Origin of the sequence: Halotia branconii CENA392, assembly GCF_029953635.1 — a bacterium.
In the GTDB taxonomy this organism is placed as follows: Bacteria; Cyanobacteriota; Cyanobacteriia; order Cyanobacteriales; family Nostocaceae; genus Halotia; species Halotia branconii.
Genome location: NZ_CP124543.1, coordinates 1,885,917 through 1,899,087, shown reverse-complemented (window position 1 = coordinate 1,899,087; position 13,171 = coordinate 1,885,917). Strand labels below are relative to the sequence as shown.

The following is a 13,171-nucleotide window of genomic DNA, read 5'->3' as shown; positions in this document are numbered from 1 at the left end:
TACTCAATCAACATGAATATCGATCTGCTTAATGCACAGAGGATATTCTCAGCGATCGTGAGTGGACTTATTTACTATGTCATAACTGTGAATACTTATGGGTACGCTAGCGTACATAGAACCAACATTCTCAACTTTGTGGTTAGTTGGTTTGAATATCAAGCAAGCGATCATACTCAGAGCGAACAATACTGTAACACTCGCAGGCAGCCGATTCGAGTGCTTCACGGTTCAATATTTGGATATGTCCCCGGTTGTAGTTAATTAGTCCTGCCTGTTGCAGCGTTCTGGCAGCGACCGTGATGCTAGCACGCCGAGTGCCTAACATGCTCGAAAGAAAGTCTTGAGTCAACTGCAATGTTGCCGACCGAGCAAAGTCCTGTGATTGTAATAACCAGCGAGCCAACCTTTCTTCGGTTGGATGAAATCGATTACAGGCGGCGGTTTGGCTAATTTGCGCGAGCAATGCCTGAGTGTAACGCAGCAATAACTTTTGCAGCCCACTGCTACGCTCAAATTCTGCTTTTAGGATAGCGGCATCTAAAGCGATCGCGCTGCCAGGAATTTGGACAATGGCACGACTCATCGTGTATTCGCCACCTAAATACACTGAATAACCGACTATACCATCATTACCGACGATCCCCGCTTCGATGGTTGAACCATCTTCCATGATTTGCACCAGCGAAATCATCGATTGGTTGGGAAAGTAAACAGTTGTAATTAGTTCACCTGGTTCGTACAGGATGCACCCCAAGCTCAACTTGACCTGCCGCAGATAGGGGGCTAAGCGAAGATAGTCGGCTTTTGGTAAAGTAGCTAGTAAATGGTTGAGTGATTGCGAGGTGTTTAAGTCACTTTCGTTTTGGGATTTATCCATTGATCGATGGAGTTTAACGAATTTTTTCGCTAATACAGTGCAGGCGTTCTTGCTCACGGCGTAGTAGCGCATAACAACTGCAAGCAGTTTGCTCCAAAGCAGGACGATCCAGAATGGTAATTTCACCGCGCTTGTAGTGGATCATTCCTGCTTGTTGGAGATGTCCTGCGGCTTCTGTAATTGTGGCACGACGGGTTCCCAATAATTCAGCAATATACTTCTGTGTGAGGAACAAATTATTTTGTTGTAATTGATCTTGAATAGATAGCAACCAACGAGCTAAACGTTGCTCAATGCGATGGTGTGCTTGGCAAGCAGCATTTTGAACAGTTTGAGTTAAAAATAACTGGAGATAGAGAAATAGCTGCTTTTGTAGAACTCCGCCACGATCAAATTCTGTCTTCAAAACCTGGGCATTGATTCTAATCGCTCCATCCGCGACTTGCACAATTGCTCGACTGATTGTAAAGTCGCCTCCTAAAAGCGCCGAAATTCCAACCATACCTTCATTACCAATTAACCCAAACTCGGTTGCAGAACCATCAACTGAACTGATTAGCGAAACGAGCGCCTTCAGCGGAAAGTACACATGAGTAATTGGTTCTCCCATTTGATAAAGCTCTTGTCCTAAAAGTAGAGATACTGGCTCTAGATGAGGACGCAGACGCTGATATTCTGCTGTAGGTAAGGAGGCTAGTAACCGATTGTGCAAGGCAAGATCAAAGTTGGACATGGATAACACCATGAGGAAAGCAAAAGGTTTCTATAAAAGAATAGAAAACCCAGAGTTACTGCTTTGTGGCAGAGTTATTACACAAATAAAAGTAAAATATTATGCTTAAAGTTGGGATCTGGCTCAAGATAGATTGGTACGATAGCGTACAAAACTATAGCAAAAACGCTTTGAATATGACGATGAAGTTTTGGCTGGTTTCCTTTGACAAGTCAGGAGGAAACCTACGTTTAAAACATGGGAATGACTTTTTTGAATTAAAAATATACAATTAAAAATTAACAAGAAAAACATCTTGAAAAGTTCTGCGCCTGGAAACCAGTTAACAGTGAAAACTGATAATTGATAACTAATAACTAACTGAAGTGTCTTGCAATTTTTAATTAATAATTTTTAATTTTTAATTAGAGTAAAGCGACTTGACCTCTTAGATTTGCTTGTTGTTTTTGTAGTTTTCAACCGCGGTTCGCAGATTACCTTTGTGTTCTGATAACAAGCGATCGCCCTCGTCTTTTGCTAAACCAGTCCAGTGCATTAATAGTGCCAATTTGACCCACTTACCACTATTTTCTAATAAAAAACCAGCAGTTTCACGACTTAAACCAGTAAGATCTTGCAAAATTCGCAAAGCGCGATCGCGTAACTTTTGATTTGTGACTGCAACATCTACCATGCGATTGCCATAAACTTTGCCCAGTTTTACCATCACTCCTGTAGACAGGATATTTAAAGCTAACTTTGTGACTGTACCAGCTTTCAAGCGAGTAGAACCTGCGAGAATTTCTGGCCCTGTTAACAAACGAATGTCAATATCGGCATCAAAGCTGACTTGTGTTGCTGGAACACAAGCAATAAAAATGGTAACTGCTCCCCGTTGTCGAGCAGCATTAAGCGCACCGTGAACAAAAGGTGTAGTTCCACCAGCAGTAATACCGACTACTACATCTAGTTGAGTGATGTGTCTTTGAGCGATCGCCGCTTCTCCATCTTCAGCACGATCTTCTAAATCTTCTGAACTACGTACCAATGCGCCAGCTCCACCTGCTATTATCCCCTGTACTAATTCTGGAGGTGTACAAAAAGTAGGTGGACACTCAGCGGCATCTAACACCCCTAACCTGCCACTTGTTCCCGCACCAACATAAAACAAGCGCCCTCCTTGGTGCAAACGCTCCGCAGTACGTTCAATTGCTTGGGCTAACTCAACTTTAGCCGCAGCCACCGCCTCAACTGCCTTTTGATCCTCGCTATTAAATAATTCTACTAATTCTAGAGAACTCAGTTGGTCTAAATTAAGACTATTTGGATTTACTTGCTCGGTCAAAAGATGTCCGCGTTCTTGCCAATTTGTCATAAGTCATTTGTCCTGTGTCAGTTGTTAGTTGTCAGTTGTCAGTTGTCAGAAACGAAGGAAGAAGCAAGAAGTTTTCTAGTTTGAAAGAAGCTTGGAATCGCCTTTGACGACAGGGCTTGTATCATGACCAAAGAAGAAAGAAGAAAAAATCATCACTTCTTCCACGACAGTCGCTTATCTACAGCGCTACGCCCATCCTGCGGTAGGCTATAAGCCAAGACCGCGCTGCCTCCCGGTTGTTGAGTTTCGACTACGCGGCAGTTGAGCGTAGTCGAAACTCAATTGCCGCGCAGCCGAAATACTTCCCTCGAACCTCTTCCTTAAGGGCGAAGCCCTGGTCATTTGTTCAGTTTTCATAACCAACAACCACTGACTACTGACCACTGACTAATTACAATAATCCTTCTAATTGGCGACGAATTTTATCGAGTTCAGAATCGGATAATTCTGGCTCTTCAGCTGGTGGTACTTGGTTAAAACGAAAAGAGTCATCAATATCCTCTTTTTGGTCATCAGCTTGCCAGTCGGTTTCTTCCAAGTTAATTTCTGGGGGAATAATTAAATCGCTATTTTCTGGAATTATCTCCCACTCGTACCCCGCACTTTCACAAAACTCCTTGATTTCTTCTGCATCAAGTGCGTCTACTGTAGGTACGGGGAAATCTTGAGCTTCTAGCAAAAGAGCAAAGCGCAGAGCATCGTCTTCTGATTCAAACATCAGAATTTTATTGCGATCGCCTACCCGAATAGTATGAATCCCCTCATTTTCGGTATTGGCATTAAAAATCAGTACAAAAACCCGCATTGGTGTAATCATCTGTCCTTATGTTCTGAGGTCTATTCATATTAAAGTTCTAGGTTATGCACCAAGGAAAGTCATAGCAACAATTCTCACTTTATTCAAATTTTTCTAACTGCGCCAGGGAAAAGGCAGAGGGGCAGCACTTCGGCTTACTTCGACTACGCTCAGTACAAGTCGCTCAGTGACCAGGGGCTGGGAGAGGAGAAGTTTTCTGTGGCTTTTGTTTCCTAACTTTTGATCAAATTTAATAACCGGATTTGAGGTTTTATATGGATTTTAGGCTTTTATATTGCTTTTTTAGACTGGGAGGTGAGAAATCACACACAGGGACACTATTTCAACAGACACCTAATTCATCCAAAATCTTAAATTGGTTTGTATGCTGGAATTAACATTATGAATACATGTGCTAATTAGTGCCAGTAGTGTGCCAGCTACATCCAGCAAGTAAAAGTGAACCCTCCCTATGACTAACTCTTCTAATCTAGAGCCTCATTCTAAATCTCCCGTCTGTAAGCGTCTGCGGTTACTGGTGTTGAGTCGTGGTGGTATTGCCTTGGGCGGATTTTTACTAGTTGGAATTGTTGGTGGTGTTTGGCGACTGTGGACTTTTGTACAAAAAGATTTAACGCCATTGGCGCAACAAAGTTTGACAACTACACTCAACCGTCCGGTAAACCTAGGAAAAGTTACAAATTTTTCTCTAACAGGAGTGCGCTTTGGCGCTTCCAGCATTCCCGCAACATCCACAGACCCAGATAGAGCTGTGGTCGATGCTGTAGAAGTAGTTTTTGACCCATTGCAGTTAATTTTTAATCGTGAGTTAAAGCTAGATGTAACTTTAGTTAACCCAGACATTTATATTGAGCAGGATGAGCAAGGGCGCTGGATCACTATTAGCATAACGCCGTCAGGTAAAGGCGGGGTGATTAAAACTGAGTTAGACAAAATACACTTCCGTAATGGCAAGCTGGCATTATTACCCCAAAAGAGGGCAGGGAGCAGTGTTTCGACTACGCTCAACAACCAAAGCACAGGAGCAGGGGAAGTAAAATCTTCCTTACCTCCTGTGGGATTTTCGCAACTTGGTGGTACTGCTCAATTGCTGAAAAACAATCAGTTGATTAATTTTGAAGCGGTAGGTCAAGCAGATGATGGTGGTAATGTTGCAATTCAGGGAGAGACACTTTCTAAGGCACTGGTAGGTAACTTGCATTTAAAAGCACAAAACTTTTTAGCTAGTAATGTTACTCGCCTTGTCAAGTTGCCTCTAAATTTGCAAACGGGTCGAGTTGATGGTGACTTGCGAATTAAATTGACACAAGAGCAGCCACCTTTATTGTTCGGTAACGCTGACCTCAAAGGGGTAACAATTCAAGTTCCCCGTTTACCACAACCATTCCTTAATAGCCAAGGCAATCTCCGCTTCCAAGGAACGGAAATCCAGCTAGATAAGGCCACTACTAGTTATGGCAAAATTCCCTTAGTGGCTACGGGAATCATCGACACTCAAGCAGGTTTTAAATTGGCAGGGCGTGTCAATGAGATGAGTGTGGCAAATGCTCAAGAAACTTTAAAATTGAAACTACCTGTGCCTGTCTCTGGGCAATTAACAGCTGATTTACAGCTAATTGGCCCAACTACTAAGCCTATTCTCTCAGGCACAGTTGCCACGATCAAATCTGCCCAAATAGACAAAGTTAATTTTAAAAGTATTAGTAGTCAATTTAAATTTGTTACCAGTGATTCTTTAATCACCTTGAGAAATATTCAAGGTCAAGCCGCAATTGGTGGAGATATTACCGGGACTGGAACAATTGAAGTGGGGGATAACCCTGAAATTAACTTAAATTTTGCCGCAAAGAATGTTCCTGGTGAAGCGATCGCTCAAGTATATGATATTAAGCCTGACTTTCAAATCGGTACTCTTTCTGCTACAGCCCAAGTAACTGGCGCTCCCGCCGACGTTAAAACTACAGTCAAATGGCAAGCCCCAGCAGCTACCTATCCCGGTACTGGTGAAGTTGTGGTTAATTCAGATCGCACTGTCTCTTTTCGCAATGTGGCTCTTAATGTCGGTGGTGGGGTGGTGCGGGCTTATGGTAGTTATGCTAATGAGCGTTGGCAAGCTGTCGCCAATACTTCTAATATTCAATTGCAGCGTTTTGTAGATCAAAACCAACTACAAAATCTCTCTTTAGCGGGGGCAGAATTTGATGGTCGCCTGCTTCTTTCAGGTACAACCGCACCATTTCAAATTGCTACTATCCGCAGTGATGGGGCAGGTGTGCAAATTGCTGGTGGAAGAATTGCCATTTCTCAAGTGCAACTACAAGATGAAGGTTTTTCCGCCCAATTAAAAGCTAATGGTGTACGCTTGGGACGCATATTGAAAAATGCTTCCCCAGCTTTAAACAACCCATTGGCGGGTACGTTTCAAATAGCAGGCAACAGAGAGAATTTTAGTTTAAAAACTCTACGCGGTACTGGTCAAGCACAACTTGAGGTTGCAGACGGCACAGTCACAGCTAAAAATATTCAATTAGCTAATGGTGCATATCAAGCAAAACTCCAAGCCAATAATGTTGCTGTACAGCAGTTGGCAACTGTACCACCACAGTTTCAGGGCAGGTTAAATGGTCAGTTTAATGTCACTGGGTCAGTTGAATCTTTTCAACCGCAAGCGATTCAAGTTGATGGTCAAGCACGGGTGAATGTTGCAGGTGGTAACATTACAGCTAAAAATATCCAATTAGCCAATGGTCGCTATCAAGCACAAGTCCAAGCGAATAATGTACGTTTGCAGCAGTTGGCAACTGTACCACCACAGTTTCAGGGCAGGTTAAATGGTCAGTTTAATGTCACTGGGTCAGTTGAATCTTTTCAACCGCAAGCGATCCAAGCTGATGGTCAAGCACGGGTAAATGTTGCCGGAGGGACGATCGCAGCATCTAATATTCAATTAGCTAATGGTCGCTATCAGGCTATAGTTGCTGCTAGTGGTGTGGGATTAAATCAATTTAATCAGCAGTTGCGGGGTGAATTGGGTGGCCAGTTGCAAGTGACTGGCACTTTAGGATCTGCCCAATTAGCTGATGTGCGGGCTGCGGGTCAGGTACAGTTATCTCAAGGTTTGGCGGGGATTGAGCGACCTTTAAGCGCGGCGATCGCCTGGAATGGTGAGAAACTAACTATTAATCAAGCTAATGCTCCTGGTTTAAGTGTTAGTGGGGAAATATTAGCCAATGCCAAGCAAGCGGGTTTACCAGAGATTACTCAATTAAATCTCAACGTCCAAGCTCAAAATTACGACCTCAAACAGCTACCAATCAATCTTCCTAATCAGGTAGCTTTGGCAGGAAAAGTTGATTTTGATGGTCAAGTGACTGGTAAGTTACCTTTACCGAATGTCAACGGACAAGTTAAGTTACAAGATTTGGTAGTACAAGGTTTGGCTTTTGAATCTTTATTAACTGGAAATGTTCAATCAACGTCGGGACAAGGTTTAAATTTGAACTTGACAGGTAATAGAGATCGCATTGCTCTAAGTTTAGATGCTAATAATCGTCCTGAATCTTTTTTAGTGCGTTGGCAACAAGCCTCAGCCACAGGTAAAGTCCAAGGCAATGAATTAGCACTGCAACTAGAAAACTTGCCTTTGCAAGTCTTGAATTTGACTCCACCGCCAAATCTGCGTTTGGGTGGTGGTAAGATAGCTGGCTTATTAACTGGAAATTTGCAGATTAATCAGCAGACATTGGCAGCTAGTGGAAATGTAGCGATCGCTGATCCGAGATTTGGTCGTATTCGAGGCGATCGTTTAGCGGCTCAGTTTCGTTATGAAAATGGTAAAGCCATACTCTCTAGTAGTCAATTCGTCAAAGGTAACAGTATCTATGCCTTTGCTGGCAATTTTAGTCAAACTCCCCAAAGGCCAGAGTTACAAGGTAAGTTGAACGTCACCCAAGGTAATATCCAAGATGTTTTAACGGTTGCACAGATATTTGAATTACAAGATTTCCAACGCGGTGCAGCCGAGCCTACTTATGGCACAGCAGCAGACCTCACCACCGATGACCGAGGTTTACCAAATCAGCCATTATTAACTCAACTCCAGCGCTTTTATGAAGTTGAAGCTTTAGTAGCCCAACAAGAACAACAACAAATTGATGCCAATCCCATACCAAATTTAGCAGACTTACAAGGCACTTTTAACGGAGAAGTAGCTGTAAATACAGCTACAGCTAACGGTTTATCAGTGCAATTTGATTTGAAAGGTCAAAACTTTGTCTGGGGTAGAGAAGATGAACCCAGTCGTTTTTATACTGCCAAAAAAATTATTGCTGAAGGTAGTTTTGAAAAGGGCGTTTTGCAGTTACGACCTTTGCGGGTGGTGTCTGAAGATGGCATCTTGGCTTTTGCAGGTAATATTGGCGGTGATGAGCAATCTGGTCAGTTGCGGGTGAGAAATTTCCCCATCGAGATATTGAATAATTTTGTCAAACTACCAGTGGGAATAACGGGTAATCTCAACGCTACAGCAGCTTTAGCAGGTAGTATTGCTAATCCCCAAGCTAAAGGAGAACTGCAAATTAGAGAAGGAACACTCAACCAAAAGCCGATAGAGTCAGCTACCGCCAGTTTTAGTTATACCGATGGACGCTTGAACTTTGGCAGTAACGTCTCAGTTGCTGGGCCGGAACCTGTAAATATTACAGGCAGTATACCTTACCAATTGCCCTTTGCGGCGGTAGCGCCCCAAAGTAATCAAATCAATTTGGATGTCAACGTTAAAGATGAAGGATTAGCACTGTTAAATTTGTTTACTAATCAAGTGGCATTTGAAAATGGTGAAGGAGCAGTAGATCTCAAGGTGCGTGGGACAAGACAACAGCCAGAGGTAATTGGAATTGCAACTATTAATAATGCCACTTTTTCAGCTCAAGCTCTGCCAGGAAAGCTGACAGATGTCACAGGTCAAGTTAATTTTAATTTTGACCGCATATTTGTAGAAAGTCTCCAGGGTAAATTTAGTCAAGGTAAGGTAGAAGCTGCTGGAGCAATTCCCATATTTAACAATGGGCAAATAAATATCGAAAATCCTTTGACTGTAAACGCCGAACAGTTAGCCTTGAATCTGAAGGGACTTTACCAAGGAGGCGCTAGTGGTAATTTGCAGATTACTGGTTCTGCTCTCAACCCTTTAGTTGGCGGTAAGGTAAATTTATTTAACGGTCAGGTATTGTTAGCAGAATCTACCAATTCTTCCACAACTAGCGATCGCAATCTCAACGTAGCACCCACAAAGGCCAATAAACAAGATAAAACTGAAAACAACAATGCGATCGCTAGATTTAATGATTTAGAAATAGAGTTGGGTAAAAATGTCGAAGTCACTCGTCCACCGATTCTGAGTTTCCAAGCAACTGGCAACCTTACAGTCAATGGTTCTTTTGCTGATCCCATACCAGATGGTACTATCCGACTTAAACAAGGTGGAGTGAATTTATTTACTACCCAATTTAAACTCGCCAATAACAAAAACACGGCAACTTTTAGATCTAATCAACCCCGCGACCCCATTTTAGATGTTGAACTGTTTGCTAAAGTTGTGGATGTAGTTCAAAATACTGATATTAACAGGTCAACTACTACTGGTTTAGGAGCCTTAGAAAGCGTCCGAGTTGAAGCCACTGTAAAAGGGCCTGCTAGTAAATTAAACGAAAATCTAGAACTTACAAGCAGTCCTTCACGCAGTCAAACGGAAATTGTTGCTTTATTAGGTGGTGGTTTTGTCGATACAGAAGGACGTGGTGATAGCACTTTAGGTTTAATTAATATCGCAGGTTCAGCTGTATTTAATAACTTTCAATCGGCTTTTAACCAAATTGGTAGTGCTTTCGGTTTAAGTGAATTTCGGATATTTCCTACTGTCATTTCTGATAATCCCGAAGCAGGTAGAAATAATTCAACTTTAGAATTGGCAGCAGAAGCAGGAGTTGATCTGTCTCCTAAAGTTTCTGTTTCTAGCATCAAAATTTTAACAGCAGATGATCCCTTTCAATGGGGGATTAATTACCGCATTAATAATCAAGTTCGGGTGCGTGCTTCTACAAATTTAGAAGACGATAGTCGTGCAGTAGTAGAGTATCAAACACGCTTTTGAAAAAGGGCAGCACTTCGACTTACTTCGACTACGCCCTTCTCTACGAGAGGCTGCGCCAACGGCTTGCTTCGACTGCGCGGCAGTTGAGCGAAGTCGAAACTCAGCAATCAACGCTCAGGCTAAACTCAGTACAAGTCGCTCAGTGATCAAGGAGCAGGGGAGCAGAGTGACAAACACAAAAAACACCACTGACAACTGACAACTGACAACTGACCACAAAAAGATTAATAGTCATTGTCAGCTACACAAATGCCTTTACATTTGATACCGTTCGTAGCTGTGCGCTGACAATGAGAACATAGAATTTTTTCGGTTTCGGTTTCAGTTTCTTGATGGATATTTATATTATTGTTTGAATGTAATTTATCTGTTTCTGTTGGGATTTTTACAGTCATATTGTCAAAGCGTAAGTTCATGTGCAAATATTATCGATTGAACGATCGCCTGATCCAATTCTTAAAGGAAAAAAGGCGATCGCTGGAATATGATATCAATATTTAACGTGAGTTTACACTGCGATCATTTCTGGTTCTGTCGCATATAAATTACCAAAAAAGTCATAGCGATCAAGTGCTTCCAAAATTCCCCAAGCATACTGCCCTTGGGAAAAGTAAACTTGTGGATAGCTACGCAACTTTTCAATTTCTTTACTGTAATTGCCCACAACCACAGCTAGCGTATTTCCAGCTAACATTGATTCATCATTACCTGATGCACCTGCCACTAAAAATCTTTTGATTGGTAGTCCCCACTTCAAGGCACAATAACGAATGGCATCACCTTTAGAAGCCCGAATTGGTAATAAGTCAAGATACATATTATGGCTATAAATTCCTTTGACATGGAGCCGTCGCCGTCGCAGATGACGCATAATCTCCTTGAAACTCATAGATTTCTCTTCATCGATAAAGTAGCTGACTTTGAACTTACTTTGAACTTCTGGAGGTTGCAGCATTACTCCTGGCAGTTCTTGCATAGCTTGACGAACCTCGTCAACTTGCCAACGATAGCCAATGTGTCTTTGCCAGTTCGTATCTGTAACTACTTGAGGCCCATAATAAATTTCGCTACCTGCTGATACAATTAGCAAGTCTGGCATTGGAAATCGCCACTCTTCTAGCATCTGTAGCGAACTGTCTAAGTTTCGTCCAGTAGCAATTCCTACCCCAATTGTATCGCCTTCAGTACGTAGTCGTTCAATTAGTCTCTGCAAGGCTTCTTGGTCGCCTAATAAAGTGTTGTCTATTTCGCAAACAAGAAAACGATCTGCGGTCAGTAAGCGGTTTTGTTCGGGTACATTCCAATCAGGCAGACGGCTAGCTGGTGCTTGAGGTAAGGGACTCAGCAGTGATTGAACTCGTCGTTGTGGCAATTGCTGCACTTGTTCGAGATAGTGTTTTACGTGACTATCCCACGAAAAATTTTTTCGGACACTATTTAAGCCATTGGTAGACCAATGTTGCCATTTTTCGCTATCGGTGAGCGCCGTTCGCAGAGCATCCTGGATTTGTTGAATATTGAGAGGGTCAATTAGCATCCCATTATTGCAAGCCGCCAGAATATCTCGCGGACCACCATCAGATGTAGCAATAATTGGCGCGCCGCAAGCCGTAGCTTCTATTAAGGTCAGACCAAACGGCTCAGTTAATGCCGGATTAATAAAGACTCCCTGTGTTTTTACTAGCAATCGATATAGTTCAGGAACATCGTCCGCCTTGTGATGTTTGGGATAGGCAACACACCCGTAAAGGTCGTAGCGGTCTATTAACTGAAAGATTTCTGTTAGTACTTGACGTGGTCCTGATTCCATCGTCGTGATGTCATCTCGGTTTCCTAGCACAAGTACTAAATTTGCCAAATGCCGCAACTGGGAATCTTGTCCGTATGCTTTGACAAGTGTATTGACATTTTTACGCATTTCTGGACGAGATAAAGCCATGACAATTGGCTTTTGAGGATCTGTAAGAAATCGTTTTAATTCGTCATAAATTGGTGGTTCTTGCCAATTTTCAGGAATTGGATAAAAGCGCTCAAGTGCAACTCCAGGAGGAATTACAACCATTCGTTGCGGTTGATAGTGGTCGTAAATGCCGTACTGTTGCGTTACTTCTTGATGAGTACTGGCAATGACTAATGCTGCACTAGCAAGAGTGGTTTCTTCAGCTTCTACTCGTGTGCTAATATGAAAATTATTTTCAATAGTTTCTGGTTTAGTTCCCTGTTCTAATAACCGTTGATGTTTCACTCTTCCTAAAGAATGACCAGTGTGTACGAGTGGTACACCCAACCAACCAGCAACCCGACAACCCACATATCCAGCATCGGCATAATGGCTGTGAATGATATGGGGTAATTTTCCTACTTGGCGTAGGTGTTTAAGTAATTCATCTGCAAAATTATCTAAATGTGGCCAGAGAACTTCTTTGCGGAGATAACGGCGAGGTCCACAATTCAGGCGAATAATTTGCGCTTTGTCACAAAGAACTTCTACAGGTTGAGCGTAGTCAGAGCTAACTTTGGGATCGTTGACTAAACGAGTTACCAAATCTACACGTTCTACTTGTGGGTTAGCAGCTAAAGCTTCAGCGAGTTCTAACACATATTTTATTTGTCCGCCTGTGTCAGCATCTCGTCCTAATTCTAAATTTTTACCTCTAATTAAGCCGTGAACACTGACTAGTAGAATATACAACCCTGAGCTATTTGACATTGTGCATCCCTCAACGGTAGTGTATTACAGGCTATGCATAGCTTCTCATACACATGGCTGTTGACCGCTACAAATTAGTAAAAATAAATATGCGGGCATTTACAGATTATAAAACAGATTGTCCCTCCAACTAATAGTAAAGGGAAGCAGAGCGATCGCACGTTAAAATTTAAATATCAATAATTAATGACAATACAGACATAAACCTCTATCCTCATACCATTGAGGGTATGTCTCTTAATTTATTTTTGGACTAAGAACAACAGTTTTGGAAAATGCAGATATGAAACTTTAGCTTGATTTTGATGTTTATTGTTAATGCATAATATTCAATCTTTTGTATTTAATTTTACAGATATAAAACGCTTAGAGTGATATCTACAGTTAGTAATTTATGACACCTATAAGCTGTTTTTTTTGAGTATGAAGACTTTTTCTAGTTATCCATTAAACACAGAAAACACTATTTTGTTCAAGCTACGGCTTAAATCAGTGAATAGTGAATAGTTATCACAGTTTTACCCCG

The 13,171-nt window shown here is 42.0% G+C and carries 6 protein-coding genes; 1 reads left to right on the top strand and 5 read right to left on the bottom strand.

Annotation, left to right across the window (positions count from 1 at the left end; translation table 11 throughout):
- Positions 1-142: 142 nt before the first annotated feature.
- From QI031_RS08375 to QI031_RS08360, 4 genes are all read right to left on the bottom strand, one after another.
- Positions 143-880 carry a Crp/Fnr family transcriptional regulator gene (locus QI031_RS08375; RefSeq protein ID WP_281484728.1) on the bottom strand — a complete coding sequence of 246 codons (738 nt, stop codon included), beginning with the start codon at positions 878-880 and terminating at the stop codon, positions 143-145.
- 13 nt (positions 881-893) lie between these two features.
- Positions 894-1,613: a Crp/Fnr family transcriptional regulator gene (locus QI031_RS08370; protein ID WP_281484727.1), complete on the bottom strand. Its 720-nt coding sequence runs from the start codon at positions 1,611-1,613 to the stop codon at positions 894-896.
- Between the two features lie 427 nt (positions 1,614-2,040).
- Positions 2,041-2,967, bottom strand: a complete 927-nt coding sequence (gene murQ, locus QI031_RS08365; RefSeq protein WP_281484726.1) for an N-acetylmuramic acid 6-phosphate etherase — start codon at positions 2,965-2,967, stop codon at positions 2,041-2,043.
- Between the two features lie 391 nt (positions 2,968-3,358).
- Positions 3,359-3,784: a DUF3110 domain-containing protein gene (locus QI031_RS08360; protein ID WP_281484725.1), complete on the bottom strand. Its 426-nt coding sequence runs from the start codon at positions 3,782-3,784 to the stop codon at positions 3,359-3,361.
- Between the two features lie 451 nt (positions 3,785-4,235).
- On the opposite strand from QI031_RS08360, the gene QI031_RS08355 reads away from it, so the two are divergent.
- Positions 4,236-9,935: a translocation/assembly module TamB domain-containing protein gene (locus tag QI031_RS08355; protein WP_281484724.1), complete on the top strand. Its 5,700-nt coding sequence runs from the start codon at positions 4,236-4,238 to the stop codon at positions 9,933-9,935.
- Between the two features lie 508 nt (positions 9,936-10,443).
- Here QI031_RS08355 and QI031_RS08350 read toward each other — a convergent pair.
- The gene (locus QI031_RS08350; RefSeq protein ID WP_281484723.1) at positions 10,444-12,645 is read right to left on the bottom strand and encodes an HAD-IIB family hydrolase; all 2,202 of its coding nucleotides are present in this window, start codon (positions 12,643-12,645) and stop codon (positions 10,444-10,446) included.
- Positions 12,646-13,171 lie beyond the last annotated feature (526 nt).

What these genes read in the sequence shown, in the direction of transcription:
- QI031_RS08375 (WP_281484728.1), bottom strand. Translation starts at nt 880, where the DNA reads ATGGATAAATCCCAAAACGAAAGTGACTTAAACACCTCGCAATCACTC.
- QI031_RS08370 (WP_281484727.1), bottom strand. Translation starts at nt 1,613, where the DNA reads ATGTCCAACTTTGATCTTGCCTTGCACAATCGGTTACTAGCCTCCTTA.
- murQ (WP_281484726.1), bottom strand. Translation starts at nt 2,967, where the DNA reads ATGACAAATTGGCAAGAACGCGGACATCTTTTGACCGAGCAAGTAAAT.
- QI031_RS08360 (WP_281484725.1), bottom strand. Translation starts at nt 3,784, where the DNA reads ATGATTACACCAATGCGGGTTTTTGTACTGATTTTTAATGCCAATACC.
- QI031_RS08355 (WP_281484724.1), top strand. Translation starts at nt 4,236, where the DNA reads ATGACTAACTCTTCTAATCTAGAGCCTCATTCTAAATCTCCCGTCTGT.
- QI031_RS08350 (WP_281484723.1), bottom strand. Translation starts at nt 12,645, where the DNA reads ATGTCAAATAGCTCAGGGTTGTATATTCTACTAGTCAGTGTTCACGGC.